Origin of the sequence: Rhizobium sp. F40D2 (assembly GCF_051810745.2) — a bacterium.
GTDB lineage: Bacteria > Pseudomonadota > Alphaproteobacteria > Rhizobiales > Rhizobiaceae > Rhizobium.
Genome location: NZ_CM131436.1, coordinates 1,834,290 through 1,849,890, shown reverse-complemented (window position 1 = coordinate 1,849,890; position 15,601 = coordinate 1,834,290). Strand labels below are relative to the sequence as shown.

The 15,601-nt window shown below is 61.8% G+C and carries 16 protein-coding genes; 7 read left to right on the top strand and 9 right to left on the bottom strand.

What is annotated here, in order from left to right:
• Positions 1-57: 57 nt before the first annotated feature.
• The 3 genes from ACS4RS_RS08875 to acnA form a co-directional block, all read right to left on the bottom strand.
• Positions 58-459 (bottom strand): DUF2794 domain-containing protein, encoded by a 402-nt coding sequence (locus tag ACS4RS_RS08875; RefSeq protein ID WP_097624950.1) that lies wholly within the window; start codon positions 457-459, stop codon positions 58-60.
• A 283-nt stretch (positions 460-742) separates the two neighbouring features.
• On the bottom strand, positions 743-1,483 hold the full coding sequence (locus ACS4RS_RS08870; protein WP_439011270.1) for a DUF1223 domain-containing protein: 741 nt from the start codon (positions 1,481-1,483) through the stop codon (positions 743-745).
• A 234-nt stretch (positions 1,484-1,717) separates the two neighbouring features.
• Positions 1,718-4,408 carry an aconitate hydratase AcnA gene (gene acnA / locus ACS4RS_RS08865; protein ID WP_439011271.1) on the bottom strand — a complete coding sequence of 897 codons (2,691 nt, stop codon included), beginning with the start codon at positions 4,406-4,408 and terminating at the stop codon, positions 1,718-1,720.
• Positions 4,409-4,670: 262 nt separating this feature from the next.
• Here acnA and ccmA point away from each other — a divergent pair, with 262 nt between their 5' ends.
• The 5 genes from ccmA (at position 4,671) to ACS4RS_RS08840 (ending at position 7,796) form a co-directional block, all read left to right on the top strand.
• On the top strand, positions 4,671-5,309 hold the full coding sequence (gene ccmA / locus ACS4RS_RS08860; RefSeq protein ID WP_439011272.1) for a heme ABC exporter ATP-binding protein CcmA: 639 nt from the start codon (positions 4,671-4,673) through the stop codon (positions 5,307-5,309).
• Between the two features lie 241 nt (positions 5,310-5,550).
• Complete coding sequence (gene ccmB / locus ACS4RS_RS08855; protein WP_183855538.1) at positions 5,551-6,210, top strand: heme exporter protein CcmB; 660 nt, start codon at positions 5,551-5,553, stop codon at positions 6,208-6,210.
• 48 nt (positions 6,211-6,258) lie between these two features.
• Complete coding sequence (locus ACS4RS_RS08850; RefSeq protein WP_439011273.1) at positions 6,259-7,020, top strand: heme ABC transporter permease CcmC; 762 nt, start codon at positions 6,259-6,261, stop codon at positions 7,018-7,020.
• Between the two features lie 3 nt (positions 7,021-7,023).
• The gene (gene ccmD, locus ACS4RS_RS08845; RefSeq protein WP_439011274.1) at positions 7,024-7,191 is read left to right on the top strand and encodes a heme exporter protein CcmD; all 168 of its coding nucleotides are present in this window, start codon (positions 7,024-7,026) and stop codon (positions 7,189-7,191) included.
• On the top strand, positions 7,188-7,796 hold the full coding sequence (locus ACS4RS_RS08840; RefSeq protein WP_439011275.1) for a DsbE family thiol:disulfide interchange protein: 609 nt from the start codon (positions 7,188-7,190) through the stop codon (positions 7,794-7,796). The genes ccmD and ACS4RS_RS08840 overlap by 4 nt, the downstream gene beginning before the upstream one ends.
• Positions 7,797-7,815: 19 nt before the next feature.
• On the opposite strand, the gene ACS4RS_RS08835 is transcribed toward ACS4RS_RS08840, so the two are convergent.
• From ACS4RS_RS08835 to ACS4RS_RS08810, 6 genes are all read right to left on the bottom strand, one after another.
• On the bottom strand, positions 7,816-8,403 hold the full coding sequence (locus ACS4RS_RS08835) for a DUF2585 domain-containing protein (protein ID WP_439011276.1): 588 nt from the start codon (positions 8,401-8,403) through the stop codon (positions 7,816-7,818).
• Complete coding sequence (locus tag ACS4RS_RS08830; protein ID WP_439011277.1) at positions 8,400-9,044, bottom strand: septation protein A; 645 nt, start codon at positions 9,042-9,044, stop codon at positions 8,400-8,402. Before ACS4RS_RS08830 ends, ACS4RS_RS08835 begins: the two co-directional genes overlap by 4 nt.
• 78 nt (positions 9,045-9,122) lie before the next feature.
• The gene (ftsY, locus tag ACS4RS_RS08825) at positions 9,123-10,703 is read right to left on the bottom strand and encodes a signal recognition particle-docking protein FtsY (RefSeq protein WP_449313949.1); all 1,581 of its coding nucleotides are present in this window, start codon (positions 10,701-10,703) and stop codon (positions 9,123-9,125) included.
• A gap of 16 nt (positions 10,704-10,719) precedes the next feature.
• Positions 10,720-11,994, bottom strand: coding sequence for a tRNA (N(6)-L-threonylcarbamoyladenosine(37)-C(2))-methylthiotransferase MtaB (gene mtaB, locus ACS4RS_RS08820; protein ID WP_439011278.1), 1,275 nt, complete (start codon positions 11,992-11,994; stop codon positions 10,720-10,722).
• The gene (dapF, locus tag ACS4RS_RS08815) at positions 11,991-12,896 is read right to left on the bottom strand and encodes a diaminopimelate epimerase (protein WP_439011279.1); all 906 of its coding nucleotides are present in this window, start codon (positions 12,894-12,896) and stop codon (positions 11,991-11,993) included. The genes mtaB and dapF overlap by 4 nt, the downstream gene beginning before the upstream one ends.
• 111 nt (positions 12,897-13,007) lie before the next feature.
• Positions 13,008-13,232 carry a hypothetical protein gene (locus ACS4RS_RS08810; RefSeq protein WP_172643263.1) on the bottom strand — a complete coding sequence of 75 codons (225 nt, stop codon included), beginning with the start codon at positions 13,230-13,232 and terminating at the stop codon, positions 13,008-13,010.
• A gap of 403 nt (positions 13,233-13,635) precedes the next feature.
• Between ACS4RS_RS08810 and ffh the strand changes: the two genes are divergently transcribed.
• The gene (gene ffh / locus ACS4RS_RS08805; protein WP_439011281.1) at positions 13,636-15,222 is read left to right on the top strand and encodes a signal recognition particle protein; all 1,587 of its coding nucleotides are present in this window, start codon (positions 13,636-13,638) and stop codon (positions 15,220-15,222) included.
• Positions 15,223-15,238: 16 nt separating this feature from the next.
• Complete coding sequence (locus tag ACS4RS_RS08800; RefSeq protein ID WP_003543666.1) at positions 15,239-15,559, top strand: chorismate mutase; 321 nt, start codon at positions 15,239-15,241, stop codon at positions 15,557-15,559.
• Positions 15,560-15,601: the final 42 nt, after the last annotated feature.

The following is a 15,601-nucleotide window of genomic DNA, read 5'->3' as shown; positions in this document are numbered from 1 at the left end:
CATCAGGAAGTGTGCAGCGGTTCGGGGATAACGACATGCCGAATAAAATGTTACGGCCTACTTGTCGACCAGCTTCAGCGCTTTGTCGAACACCTTCAGCACCTGGTTCAGCTCGTGACCGCGCTTCAGGATGGTGCCGTGGACGTTGATCACCGAATAGGCGCCCTGTTTGGCGGCGAGCTTGGGATTTTTCTCGATGCGGAACAGCGGCATTTCGCCGGAGCGCTTGAAGACGGAGAACACCGCCTTGTCCTTCAGGTGATCGATGGCGTAGTCGCGCCATTCGCCGTCACCGACCATACGGCCGTAGATCCAGAGGATCGCGTCCAGTTCACGCCGATGAAAGGTCACCGGAAGCGGGTCCTTGCTCTGCTTGTATTCCCTGAGATCGACGACGACTGAGGAACTATTGTCGACGGAACGGCTTTCGCCGTGTCGCAAATCCGGCTGATCTGTCATTCAGTCTCCAAGGCCTCTGCATGTGACAGCTGCGTGACAGTGTGCCCGAGCCGCCGCAAATTGCAAGAGCGCCGGCCGTTACATTCAGCCGCGCATGACAGCGCTGTCGCTTTCTCGGCGGCGCCGCATTTCAGTCAAAACAGCGCCTCATTTGCAGGAGATTTATGAATCCCGGTTTGGCGCCAGCGCGCCAAAGGGCCCGGCGGAGCGTATCGACCTTAACCCCAGCCCCGAATACGCTCAGCCGGGCCGCCCGGTACTTCACCCGCGAGCGGATGAAATCTCAGATATTTTTGCCAGCCATCACCACGGTCGCGCCAAGGATCGCCGCCGGATCGCCGTTGTCGTTCGCCGATTGCAGCAGGATCGCGCAGCCCTCGAGCTGCGGCCGTTGGAGCACGCTGGCCGGCAGCGTCAGACTGGTCGCTTTGCCGTCCCACATGCCGACCGTTTCGACATTGGTGACGCTGTGCAGATAGGACAGCTTCTTTCCGCTGTTCTCGCCTTTTTCGACCTCGATCGTCTTTTCCTTGTCGAAATAGACCATCACCACATTGGCTTTGCCCTGTCCCGCGCCGATCTTGATCTCCAGCTCGTCGCCGCGCATTGCCGCGCTGATGGGAACGGTCAGCCCGTTGCCTTCGCCGCTATAGGTGTCGATCTTGCTGTTGATGCCATTGAGATCGGCGCCGGCCAGATGGTCGCGCCCGTTGACGATCGCCTGTGGCGTATAGACGTTGCTGCGGCCCATTGTCCTCGCATAACCATATTGCCGCTCGGTGTTTTCCTTGGAGCTCAGTGTATCGGCCCAGCCGAGATAATTCCAGTAATCGACATGATAGGCGAGCGCGATGACATCGCCCTGGCTCACCAGCTTGCGGAAAGCGGCGTCAGCAGGAGGACAGGAAGAGCAGCCCTGCGCCGTGAAAAGTTCGACGACACCTTTCGGCGTCCCGTCTTCGGCCTGCAGCGGGCCTGAGAGAACAACGCCGGCGATCAGCGGAATCAAAAAACGGGGGGACATTCACCTGCACCTCTTTTTCAGCGCCGACGGCGTGTTCGAACCGGAGGCCCTGACATATGAACGTACGAATAATCCTTCCGGGTCCAAACGAAAAGTCACGAACGGGTGAGACGCAGCGCGACCGGAACCCCCATAAGACAAATCATCGTGAGCCCCCGCAAATCTTGTCGCCGCAAAGAAAAGGCCGCCGGAAACTGCTCTCCGGCGGCCATTATCATACGAGGCTATTAACAATCAGGCAGCGAGGTCGCGCAGAACCGTCTGCAGGATGCCGCCATTGTTGAGGTAGACCACCTCATCGAGCGTATCGACGCGCGACAGCAGCGGAACTTCCTTCACGGTGCCGTCGCCATAGGTGATCTTGGCGATCTTCTTCTCACGCGGCTTGATCTTGTCGAGACCTTCGATGGTGACGAGCTCGTCGCCCTTCAGGCCGAGGCTCTGCCAGGTGGTGCCCTCTTCGAAGACGAAGGGGATGACACCCATGCCGACCAGGTTCGAGCGATGAATACGCTCGAAGGACTGGGCGACGACGGCCTTCACGCCGAGCAGATTGGTGCCCTTGGCAGCCCAGTCGCGCGAGGAGCCGTTACCGTATTCGACACCGGCGAAGATGACGAGCGGCACGCCTTCGGCTTTGTACTGCATTGCGGCGTCGTAGATCGAAGTCTCTTCCTTCGACGGGTAGTGGATGGTGTAACCACCTTCCTTCCCATTCGGGCCAAGCATATGGTTGCGGATGCGGATATTGGCGAAGGTGCCGCGCATCATCACTTCATGATTGCCGCGGCGCGTGCCGTACTGGTTGAAGTCGGCAACGGCCACTTCGTGGTCGATGAGGTAAGCACCGGCCGGCGACGCCGCCTTGATCGAACCGGCCGGCGAAATGTGGTCGGTGGTGATCTTGTCGCCGAACAGGCCGAGGACGCGAGCGCCCTTGATGTCGGAGACGCCGGTGCCCTTCTTGCCCATGCCGACGAAGTAGGGCGGGTTCTGGACGTAGGTCGAATTGTCGTCCCAGGCATAGGTCTGGCCCGGCGGAACCTGAACGGCCTGCCAGTTGACGTCGCCCTTGAAGACGTCGGCATATTTGCTTTCGTACAGTTCGCGGGTGACGTATTTCTGGATGAATTCCTGCACCTCGTGCGAGGTCGGCCAGATATCCTTGAGGTAGACGGGGTTGCCGCCCTGGTCTTCGCCGATCGGCTCCTTGGTCAGATCCTTCTGCACCGTGCCGGCGAGCGCATAGGCGACGACGAGCGGCGGGGAAGCCAGGTAATTCGCCTGCACGTCGGGCGAAATGCGGCCTTCGAAGTTACGGTTGCCGGAGAGAACGCCCGATACGATCAAGCCCTTGTCGTTGATCGTCTTGGAGATCGGCGCCGGCAGCGGACCGGAATTGCCGATGCAGGTGGTGCAGCCGAAGCCGACCAGGTTGAAGCCGAGCTTGTCGAGGTCGGCCTGCAGGCCGGATTTGGCGAGATATTCGCCGACGACCTGCGATCCCGGCGCGAGCGAGGTCTTGACCCACGGCTTGGTCTTCAGGCCCTTGGCAACGGCGTTGCGGGCGAGAAGGCCGGCAGCGATCAGCACTGACGGGTTGGAGGTGTTGGTGCAGGAGGTGATGGCGGCAATCGCCACGTCGCCATGGCCGAGATCGAAATCCGTGCCTTCGACCGCATAGCGGTTATTGAGCTGGCCGGGCTTCTTGTAGTCGACATCCATCGAACCGGCGAAACCGGAAGCGATGTTTTCGAGAGCGATGCGGCCTTCCGGACGCTTCGGACCGGCCATCGACGGCACTACGTCGCCGAGGTCGAGTTCCAACGTGTCGGTGAAGACGAGATCGGAACCGTCGCCGTCACGCCACATGCCCTGGGCCTTCGAATAGGCTTCGACAAGGGCGATCCGGTCATGCGTGCGGCCGGACATGGTGAGGTAGTTGATGGTTTCGCCATCGACCGGGAAGAAGCCACAGGTGGCGCCGTATTCCGGGCCCATATTGCCGATCGTCGCGCGGTCGGCGAGCGGCATATTGTCCATGCCGGGGCCGAAGAATTCGACGAACTTCGAAACCACGCCCTTCTTGCGCAGCATCTGCACGACGGTCAGAACGAGGTCGGTCGCGGTGACGCCTTCCTTGAGCTTGCCGGTCAGCTTGAAGCCGATGACTTCGGGCAGAAGCATCGAAACCGGCTGGCCGAGCATTGCCGCTTCAGCTTCGATACCGCCCACGCCCCAGCCGAGAACGCCGAGACCGTTGATCATCGTCGTATGGCTGTCGGTGCCGACGCAGGTGTCCGGATAGGCGATCGTCTCGCCGTCCTCTTCCTTGGTCCAGACGGTCTGGCCGAGATATTCGAGGTTGACTTGGTGACAGATGCCGGTGCCTGGGGGAACAACGCGGAAATTCTTGAAGGCCTGCTGACCCCACTTCAGGAAGCGATAACGCTCGCCGTTGCGCTGGTATTCGAGCTCGACATTCCTCGCGAAAGCCTGCGGCGTGCCGAATTCGTCGACGATGACGGAGTGGTCGATGACGAGATCGACGGGAACGAGCGGGTTGATCTTCTCGGGATCGCCGCCGAGGGACACCATCGCGTCGCGCATCGCGGCAAGATCGACGACGGCCGGAACGCCGGTGAAGTCCTGCATCAGCACACGCGCCGGGCGATAGGCGATCTCGTTTTCAACTGCACCCTTATTGTTCAGCCATTCGGCAACGGCCAGGATGTGCTCCTTGGTGACCGACTGGCCGTCTTCAAAACGCAGCAGGTTTTCGAGCAGCACTTTCATCGAATAGGGAAGCTTCGAGACGCCGGGCAGACCGTTTGCCTCAGCCTTGGGCAGGCTGTAATAGACATAGTCCTTTCCACCAACGGAAAGCGTGGAACGACAATTGAAACTGTCAAGAGATTTAGACACGAGAGACCCCGTTTCTGATAGCCAACACAGTCGTGCGAACGCCTATGCACTTAATGCACATCAGGATGCGGGTACGGCCATTTCCGCTGTCCGCACGTGGAACAGATGCTCCAAGTTCGGCGCAAGGATGAAATTCACGCCGACCGCTGGCGTGGTTGCCGGTCTTATAGATAATTTCCTAAAAACTTGCCATACCCGAGCAAGGTCAAAATCGGAGATTTTTTAAGCCCTCCGGAAGCCGAAACGAAGAAAGAGCCGACGCATGCATCTCACCGCCGAAAATCTGGCCGCAAGGCGCGGTGAGGATCTGATTTTCGTTAACATTTCCTTTCACTTGGCTGCCGGCGAGGCGCTCATCCTGACGGGCAGAAATGGATCGGGAAAGTCCACTTTACTGCGCGTTGTTGCCGGCCTGCTCAAGCCGGAAAGAGGCACTGTCATCTTCCGCGACGGAGACGGCCGGGAAGACGGGCATCCTGGCGATGTCAGCCACTACCTCGGCCACCGGAATGCAATGAAGGATGAACTTACGGTTGCAGAGAATCTGGATTTCTGGCGTCGCTTTCTGGGCAACTCTGCCGGCCTCTCCGTCGAGGACGCCACTGAGGCCGTCGGCCTTCCGGGTATTACCCACCTTCCCTTCGGTTACCTCTCCGCCGGCCAGCAGCGCCGATTCGCCTTCGCCAAGCTGCTCGTCGCCCACCGCCCCGTCTGGATCCTCGACGAACCCACGGCCGCACTCGATGCCAGCGCCGACCGGCTGTTTGCCGGATTGATCGAAGCGCATCTGACAAACGGCGGCATCGTGCTCGCGGCGACGCATCAGCCGCTGGGGCTGAAGAATATGCAGGAATTGCAGATGCCGGGCTTTGCCGGCGTGGATCAGGGAGTGTGGGAATGATGATTTACGGTTGTTTGCAAGGACATGACGTGAAGCCCCCTCCCCAACCCCTCCCCACATGGGGGAGGGGCTACCGTGCCGCGCTGCCTCATACGAACCGCATCGTCACAACCTGCAGAATGGCAACAGCGCGCACAGTGCTTCTTTTTCGCCACTGCCAGGGGCCGCAGCTTAACCCCTCCCCCTTGTGGGGAGGGGTTGGGGAGGGGTTTTCCTTCGCCTCCAGGGTAAAGCGCCCCGCATGACCGCCCTCTTCCTCCGCGATCTCAAACTCTCGATCCGCGCCGGCGGCGGCGCGCTGGTCGGGGTACTGTTCTTCCTGACCGTCGTCGCCGTCATCCCTTTCGGCGTCGGCCCCGATCTCAAGCTGCTCTCCCGCATCGGTCCCGCCATCGTCTGGATCGGCGCGCTGCTGGCAGCACTTCTCGGCCTCGACCGGCTGTTCCAGGCCGAGCGCGACGACGGATCGCTTGACCTGATGCTGATGCAGGACACGCCGCTCGTCCTCACCGTACTCGTCAAATGCTTCGCCCACTGGACGGCGACCAGCCTGCCGCTGGTCATCGCCTCGCCGCTGCTCGGCCTGTTCATGAACATGGACGAGGCGGCGATCGGCGCCACCGCGCTGACGCTTCTTGTCGGCTCGCCCGCCATCACCTTCATCGGCGCCGTCGGCGCCGCCGTCGCTGTGGCGCTGCCGCGCGGCGGCCTGCTGGTTTCGATCCTGGTGCTGCCGCTGACCATCCCGGTGCTGATCTTCGGCGTCAGCGCTGCCTATGCCGCGGTCGAGGATCCCGCCCCGTTCCTGCCGCCTTTCCTCATCCTTATCGCGCTGACGCTGTTCTTTGCGGTCATCGGCCCAGCCGCCGCCGCGCTGGCGCTGCGAAACACGGCGGATTGACCAGCCATTCGATTGCGGGAAAAGCCAGATCAAGGTAAGGAAGCGGACATGAGCCAAACGAGCCTTGCCATCAGCAAATTCAGCGATCTCGCCAACCCGACGCGGTTTCTGGCGCTGGCGGCACGCGTCATTCCGTGGCTGGCCGGCATCACCGCCCTCTGTTTTCTGATCGGCCTCTATCTCAGCTTCGCCACAGAGGGCGATTACCAGCAGGGCGAGACCGTGCGCATCATGTATGTCCACGTGCCCGCCGCCTGGCTGTCGATGATGTGCTACACGATCATGAGCCTCTCGGCGATCGGCACGCTGGTCTGGCGCCATCCGCTGGCCGACGTCTCCGCCAAGGCCGCAGCCCCGCTCGGCGCAGCCTTCACCCTGCTCGCGCTCGTCACCGGCTCGCTCTGGGGCAAGCCGATGTGGGGCACCTGGTGGGTCTGGGATGCGAGGCTGACTTCCGTTTTCGTTCTCTTCCTGATGTATCTCGGCCTGATTGCGCTCAGCCGGGCCATCGACGATCCGTCGAGGGCCGCGCGCGTTTCCGCCGTACTCATCCTGGTCGGCTTCATCAATATCCCGATCATCAAATTCTCGGTCGAGTGGTGGAACACGCTGCATCAGTCGGCAAGCGTGATGCGCCTTGATGGCCCGGCGATCGATCCGGAATTCCTGCGGCCGCTCTTCGTCATGGCGATTGCCTTCACCCTGCTCTTCTTCACGCTGCATATCATGGCCATGCGCAACGAGATCTGGCGCCGCCGCATCGCCGCCCAGCGCCGTCTTGCCGCCCGCATGGCGAGCCGGGAGGAATAGCCGGTGACGCATGCCTTCTATGTCTACGCCTCCTATGGCTTTGCAGCATTCATGACGGTCGCCGTCACGCTTTGGACCTGGGCCGACGGCCGGGCGCGCCGCCAGGAACTCGCAGCGCTCGAAGCCGCTGGCATTCGACGCCGCTCGGCGCGCGCAAGGGACAGCGAATGAGCGAAACATCAGAAAACAAGACCGCCAAGCCGCACGGCCTTGGCCGTTATGCGCTGGCGCTTCTGCCGCTGATCGTCTTCGGCGGCATTGCGGCAACGGCCGCAAAGATGCTTTACGACCAGGATTTCCACGGCAAGAACATCGCCGAAATCCCCTCCGCCCTGATCGGCACCAAGGCGCCGGCGCTGAACCTGCCGCCGCTTGATGGCGCAAACCTGCCGGCGCTGACCGATGCGGCAATCAAGGGCAAGCTCACCCTCGTCAACGTCTTCGCCTCCTGGTGCATTCCCTGCCGGGACGAACATCCTGTTTTGAAAGAACTGGCCAAGGACCCACGGCTGAACATCGTCGCCATCAATTACAAGGACAAGAGCGACAACGCCTTGCGTTTCCTCGGCGAGCTCGGCAATCCCTATCAGGCAATCGGCATCGATCCGAACGGCAAGGCGGCAATCGACTGGGGCGTCTACGGCATTCCGGAAAGCTACCTCGTCGGCCCCGACGGCACGATCCTCTACAAACGCGTCGGCCCCTTCGACGATATCAGCCTGAAGGAAGGGCTGTTTCCAGCGATGGAAAAGGCGCTGGGGAAGCCGGTTTCGTAAGTCAAGAAAGACGTGGGGCTTAAACGCCGCCCTGCCAGACCTTGATCGCCTCCACCGGCCAGATCAGCATCACCACGTTCAACGTCAGATTATCGCGGATCACATAGCCAGTGAGAATCTCGAAGAAGAGGGCGATCGCCACCGTCAGCGCCACCGGCGCCCGCGATGCGAAGAAGAAGCCGAGGCACATGAAGACGGTGTCCATCGCCGAATTCAGAATGCTGTCGCCGTAATAGTCGAGCGCGATCGTCGCCGTGCGGTAGCGATCGATGATCAGAGGCGAATTCTCCAGCAGTTCCCAGCCGGATTCGACGAACAGCGCCAGCAGCAGCTTTGCCGCCAGCGGCTTGCGGCGCAGGACGAGATGGCCGAGCCCGTAAAACAGGAAGCCGTGGATGATGTGCGACGGCGTGTACCAGTCCGACAGATGCTGAGAATTGCCGCTGGTATTGACCCCGCCCTCCCACAGCTTGATATAACCGCAGGCGCAGATCGGCACGCGGCCCATCAGATATTCGGCGACGATCTGCGCGACCAGCACCGCAAGGCAGGCGACGAACCAGAAACTCTGGTGTCTGACACGATATTCGGCGTCTGCAGCGCTCACTTTTCGCCGTCCATTTCCAGGTTGATGCTATGTTTGAGCACCAGCGGCATCTGCGCCAGCGTGAAGATGATGGTGATCGGCATCGTGCCCCAGACCTTGAAGGCGACCCAGGTATCATCCGAAAAATTACGCCAGACGACTTCGTTCAACACGGCGAGGAACAGAAAGAAGATGCCCCAGCGGATGGTGAGCTTGCGCCAGCCTTCGGCATCGAGCTGGAAGGCGGCGTTGAAGACGTAGCCGAGCAGCGATCGGCCGAAGGCAAGTCCGCCGAGCAGCGCGACGCCGAAGAGCGCGTTGACGATGGTCGGCTTCATCTTGATGAAGGTCTCGTTCTGCAGCCAAATCGACAGCGAACCGAAGATGACGACCACTATTCCGGAGACGAAGGGCATGATCGGCAGATGGCCGAGCACGATCTTCGAAACGACGAGCGAAAGGATCGTCGCCGCCATGAAGAGCCCGGTTGCGACGAACAGCGGCCCACCAAGCTCGGAAAGGGCAGGAAATCTCTCCACCAGCCACTGCCCGCGCAGATTGGCGAAGAAGAAGATCAACAGCGGCCCGAGTTCCAGCGCCAGCTTCAGCAACGGGTGATGCCGGTCGGCCGGGGTCGGGGTGATATCGCTTTCGGTGGTCATGCGTTCTTCAAACCTGCTATTCCTAAAAACCTGGTTGCCGCCCGTGCCTTGCAGGCTTTCGGCGGCATATCTGTGGCATCATTGGGGAAGTCCGGCAATGGCGTGCGCGAAATCCTCGGCCTCGAACGGCTCCAGATCGTCGACACCCTCGCCGACACCAATGAAATAGACCGGCAGCTTGTGCTTGGCGGAAATGGCGACGAGGATGCCGCCGCGTGCCGTGCCGTCGAGCTTGGTCATGATCAGCCCGTTGACGCCAGCGACGTTGCGGAAGATCTCGGCCTGGCTCAGCGCATTCTGTCCCGTCGTCGCATCGAGCGTCTGCAGCACGGTGTGCGGCGCATCGGGATCGAGCTTGCCGAGCACGCGCACGATCTTCTCGAGCTCGGCCATCAGCTCCGCCTTGTTCTGCAGCCGGCCGGCGGTATCGACGATCAGCACGTCGCATTTCCGGGCTTTCGCCTGTTCGAAGGCGTCATAGGCAAGGCCGGCGGCATCGGCGCCAAGCTTGGTACCGATGAATTCGGAATTCGTCCGCTCGGCCCAGATCTTCAGCTGCTCGATCGCCGCGGCACGAAAGGTATCGCCGGCGGCCAGCATCACCTTCAGCCCGGCGCCGGAAAGTTTTGCTGCAAGCTTGCCGATCGTCGTCGTTTTGCCGGTGCCGTTGACGCCGACGACCAGGATGACATGCGGCTTGTGCGAGAGGTCGAGCTGCAGCGGCTTGGCGACCGGCTTCAGAACTTTGGCGATTTCGGACGCCATGATCCGGCTGACATCCTCGCCGGTCACATCCTTGCCATAACGCTCGGACGCCAGCGTGTCGGTAACGCGCAGTGCGGTCTCGACGCCGAGATCGGCCTGGATCAGCAGGTCTTCGAGATCCTGCAGCGTCTCGTCATCAAGCTTGCGCTTGGTGAACAGCGCGGTGATCTGGCCGGTTAGCTGCGAAGAGGTGCGCGCAAGGCCGTTGCGCAGGCGCTGGAACCAGCTGAGTTTTGGCTGCGGGGCAATGGGTTGCTGTTCGACGATTGCCGGGCCTGTGGCGAAGCCTTTAGGGAGGACAGTATATTCCGGCTTCGGCTGTTCCGCAGTCGTGTCGGAAGGCGCGGCGGGTGTGATACCCCCCTCTGCCCTGCCGGACATCTCCCCCACAAGGGGGGAGATCGGCTGAACGGAAATGTCTTCTTCTACAGCGATCTCGGCAGGAATTTCCTCAGAGAGTACCTCTGCGGCTTCCGCGGTCTCTTCGACCGAAGCCGGCGCGTCAGCTTCCGCACGATCTCCCTCCTTGTAGGGGGGATGTCCCGAAGAAACAGAGGGGCGTGTTTCCACCTCACTCTCCGCACTCGCCAGCCTATCTGCTTCGGCTTCCAGCAAAGAAAGCGGCACCAGCCCGAAATCGCTCATTTGATCTGCGGGAGGCAAAGGCAAGACCTCATCGAGGATGCCTGGCTCCTCTATCTCACCCTCACCGACATCCGCCGCCGGCCCGCCGGCCGTATCCATTTCTTCGGGAAGCACCGGATCAGCGGCGACCGGCAGATCTTCGGCACGCGAGCGCGGATCGAGCTCCCTTGCCACGGTTTCAGGCACGGGCTCTTCCGCCGGCTTGTCCTTGCCGAAGGTGAAGACCTTTTTGATGAAACTGAGCGCCATGAGGATTCCGTGAAAGTCAGGCCGCGGCTGCGGCCGTCAATTGCATGTCGAGATGTTTGCCATTGTGGCCGGTGATCATGGCCGGCACAAGTTCACCGGGACGAAGGCCGGGTGCTGCCACCAGAGCGAAGTTTTCCGTATGCGCCAGGCCGTTGTTTTCGACAAGCAGCCATTGCCGGGTTCCGACCATGCCGTCGAGATGGGACTGATGCAGCCTGTGTCCAGTGGCGCGCAGCCTGGCAGCGCGATCCTTGACGAGAGACCGGTCGAGCTGCTGCATGCGGGCGGCCGGCGTGCCGGGTCGCGGGCTGTAGGGAAAGACATGCAGATGCGCGATATCGGCCGCTTCGGCGAGCCGCACGGCATTTCCGAACATCTCTTCCGTCTCCGTCGGGAAGCCGGCGATCATATCGGCGCCGAAGCTCATCTCGGGGCGAAGCCGGCGTACGTCCTCGATAAAACGCAGCGCATCGGCGCGGGAGTGCCGGCGCTTCATCCGCTTCAGGATCATGTCGTCGCCATGCTGCAGCGACAAATGCAGATGCGGCATGAAACGCGGCTCGTCGGCGATGATATCCATCAGATGGGCATCGGCCTCGATGCTGTCGATCGAGGAAAGCCTGAGGCGGCTGATATCGGGGAGCTGCTTCAACAGCGTCTTCGCCAGAAGCCCAAGCGTCGGCGCACCCGGCAGGTCGCCGCCATAACTTGTGGCGTCGACCCCGGTCAGCACGATTTCGCGGTAGCCGCTGTCGGCGAGCTTGCGGGCCTGGTCGACGACCGCGCCCATCGGCACCGAGCGGGAATTGCCGCGGCCATAGGGGATGATGCAGAAGGTGCAGCGGTGGTCGCAGCCGTTCTGCACCTGGATGAAGGCGCGCACATGCCCGTCGATATGCCTGACCATCTGCGGCGCCGTCGCCTTGACGCTCATGATATCGTTGACGCGGAGCTTCTCCTCAGTCGAAACGCCGAAATCCGGCAGGCTGCGATAGGAGGCGCTCGCAAGCTTCTCCTCGTTGCCGAGCACGGCATCGACCTCCACCATTTCAGCGAAGGTTTCCTTTTCCGTCTGTGCGGCGCAGCCGGTGACGATGATGCGGGCATGCGGATTGTCGCGCCGTGCCCGACGGATCGCCTGGCGCGCCTGACGCACGGCCTCGCCGGTCACAGCGCAGGTGTTGACCAGAATGGCATTGTTGAGCCCGGCCTTCTCGGCCTGCGCCTTCATCACTTCGGATTCATAGGTGTTGAGGCGGCAGCCGAAGGTAATGACGTCGACGCCGCTCACCGCGCCCCCGCCTCGTGGTCCGCCTGGCGCGACCAGAGGCCGGTCGAGGGATCGAGATTGCCCGACCATTCCCATTCGGCCGGGCCGGTCATGATCACGTGATCGTCGCGCTCGCGCCATTCGATCGAAAGCGTAGCCGGCGGCTTGGCGCTCGCCACGTTGATCGTCACCTTGCGGCCGGTGCGGCCGGTGCGCGCGGCGCTGACGGCGGCGGAACAGGCCGCCGAGCCGCAGGCAAGCGTCAGCCCCGCGCCGCGCTCCCAGGTGCGCGTCGTCACCGATGTCGGCGAGGTGACCTGCGCCAGGGTGATATTGGCGCGTTCGGGAAACATCGGATGGTTTTCGAGCAGCGGCCCGAAGCGGGCGAGATCATAGGACATCACGTCCCTGTCGACCCAGAAGATCGCATGCGGATTGCCCATCGACATCACTGAGGGCGAATGCAGCACCGGATTGTCGATCGGGCCGATCTGCAATTCGATGCGGCTGGTATCATGAAATTCTTCCGCCAGCGGGATCCTGTTCCAATCGAAGACCGGCCGGCCCATATCGACGGAGATCGTTCCGTCCTCATGCTCGACAGCGTTGAGGATGCCGGCGACCGTCTGGAAGGTGAAGGCCTTGCGGCCGGTCTCGGCGGCAAGCGCCTGCACGACACAGCGCGTGCCGTTGCCGCAGGCCTGCGCCTTCGAGCCGTCGGAATTCAGGATGTCGATGAAGGCATCGGTGCCGTCGGCCTTCGGGTCATGGATCGCCATGATCTGGTCGAACTCGGTCCGCGGGTCGGCATTGAGCGCGACCGCCGCGGCCGGCGTCACCTTATCGGGCCGGCCGCGCATGTCGACGACCAGGATCTTGTTGCCAAGCCCGTTCATCCTCGCGAATTCGACCGTTGCGCTCATAGTATCATTCCGTCCGTGTTTCCGCTGTATATGGCGGAAATGCGAAGGAATTACCAGTGGGTGAGTGCCGCGCAGCCATTGCCGCCGGCCGCCCTCTCGAGGCAGTCCGGCTTACCGCTCAACACCGTCGGAAGCAAAAGACGCCGCATGCGCTTCGACGATGGCGGCGGTGATGACCTTTCTCAGCTCGTAGACCAGCGAGCGGGACCGCTTGCGATCCAAATCCTGTGCCGCTTTTGCAAGATTAAGGCCTTCGTTCAGAACAATGTGATGGGCTCGTGCCAGTGCCCAGCTTTCAATATCAGGACTTATCATTCGATATCTCCGCCGGATCATCCGGCATCAAGGATATTTACGAATCATTTTACAGGACGCACTTAAGTAGAAAGTAGAATCATAAGTGGAATATTTTGCAACTGGCCACTATTGGGAATTCGGGCCGCCGGCCGGAAATTTTTACCTGATCGCTTTCTGCGGCATCGGCATCCCAAACGCTGGCCAAGCGGTCATTCCACGCTTTCGCCTTGACTTTCGCGCGGCTTTCCTGTTTACCGCGCCCAATCCGCGACGAGCCGCATGACTCCGAGCCGCCGACCGGGACCTCAGATCCCGGAGGTCAACACCCGACAGCGCGATGCGCCCTCGGGTGCTTTTTGGCTTTGCGTCTTGTTTTCGTCAAGGAAAAGCACGACGTTTCCGGGCAGATCGAACCCGCCCGAAACGTATCAAGGAAGAGCCGATGTTTGAAAACCTCCAGGACCGTCTTGGATCCATTCTGAATGGACTGACAGGCCGTGGCGCGCTTTCGGAAGCCGATGTTTCCGCAGCGCTGCGCGAGGTTCGCCGTGCGTTGCTGGAGGCCGACGTCGCGCTCGACGTCGTGCGTTCCTTCACCGACCGCGTGCGGGAAAAGGCCGTCGGCGCCGAGATCCTGAAGTCGATCAAGCCCGGCCAGATGGTCGTCAAGATCGTCCATGACGAGCTGATCGAAATGCTGGGCGGTGAAGGCGTCGGCATCGACCTGCATGCGCCCGCCCCCGTCGTCGTCATGATGGTCGGCCTGCAGGGCTCCGGCAAGACGACGACGACAGCCAAGATCGCCCATCGCCTGTCGACGCGCGATAAGAAGAAAGTGCTGATGGCGTCGCTCGACACGCGCCGTCCGGCAGCCCAGGAGCAGCTTCGCCAACTCGGCGCCCAGGCCAGCATCGATACGCTGCCCATCATATCCGGCCAGTCACCGACCGATATTGCCGCCCGCGCCGTGCAGGCGGCAAGACTCGGCGGCCATGACGTCGTCATCCTCGACACCGCCGGCCGCACCCATATCGACGAGCCCTTGATGGTCGAGATGGCCGACATCAAGAAGCGCTCGAACCCGCATGAAATCCTGCTGGTCGCCGACAGCTTGACCGGTCAGGACGCCGTCAACCTCGCCCGCAGTTTCGACGAACGCGTCGGCATCACCGGCCTGGTGCTGACCCGCATGGACGGCGACGGCCGCGGCGGTGCCGCCCTTTCGATGCGCGCCGTCACCGGCAAGCCGATCAAGCTGATCGGCGTCGGCGAGAAGATGAGCGAGCTCGAGGAGTTCCATCCCCGCCGCATCGCCGACCGCATTCTCGGCATGGGCGACATCGTCTCGCTCGTCGAGCGTGCGGCCGAGAATATCGACGCCGAGAAGGCGGCCGCCATGGCCGCCAAAATGGCCAAGGGCAAATTCGACCTCGACGACCTCGCCGACCAGCTGCGCCAGATGCAGAAGATGGGCGGCATGGGTGGCATCATGGGGATGATGCCCGGCATGGCCGGCATGAAGGACAAGATGGCCGCAGCTGGCCTCGACGACAGGCTTTTCGGCCGTCAGATCGCCATCATCCAGTCGATGACCAGGGCCGAGCGCGCCAATCCCGACCTGCTCAAGCATTCGCGCAAGAAGCGCATCGCCGCCGGCTCCGGCACCGATGCCGCCGCCATCAACAAGCTTCTGAAGATGCACCGCCAGATGGCCGACATGATGAAGATGATGGGCGGCAAGGGCAAAGGCGGCATGATGAAGCAGATGATGGGCGGTCTTGCCGGCAAGATGGGGCTTGGCGGCGGCCTGGGCGGTATGGGTGGTGGCATGCCCGATCTCTCGAATATCGATCCCCGCCAGCTCGAGGCCCTGCAGAAGCAGGCCGAAGCAGCGGGACTTGGAAAGCCGGGTGGGGGTATGCCCGGTCTCGGCGGTCTGCCGGGTGGTTTGCCTGGCCTCGGCGGCGCCAAGCTGCCGGGCTTGGGCGGTGGTTTCCCGGGATTGCCCGGATTGCCGAAGAAGAAGTGAAAGGATCGCTTGCCCCATGATTGATCCAAACGTCAAAGCCCAGCTCGCGAGCTATCGTCAGTCGATCGACAATATCGATGCCGCTCTCGTGCATATGCTGGCCGAACGCTTCCGCTGCACCAAAGAGGTCGGCGTGCTGAAGGCCAAATACAATCTGCCGCCGGCCGATCCGGCGCGCGAGGAATACCAGATCGAACGCCTTCGCCAGCTGGCGAAAGCCGCCAATCTGGACCCGGATTTCGCCGAGAAGTTCCTGAACTTCGTCATCAAGGAAGTCATCCGGCATCATGAGCAGATCGCTGCGGATCACGCTGAACAAAGCGCTGCAGCCCGATAACCCGCCTGATCAGGCGATCAAGAAAAGCCTAAGGAGTAAAGA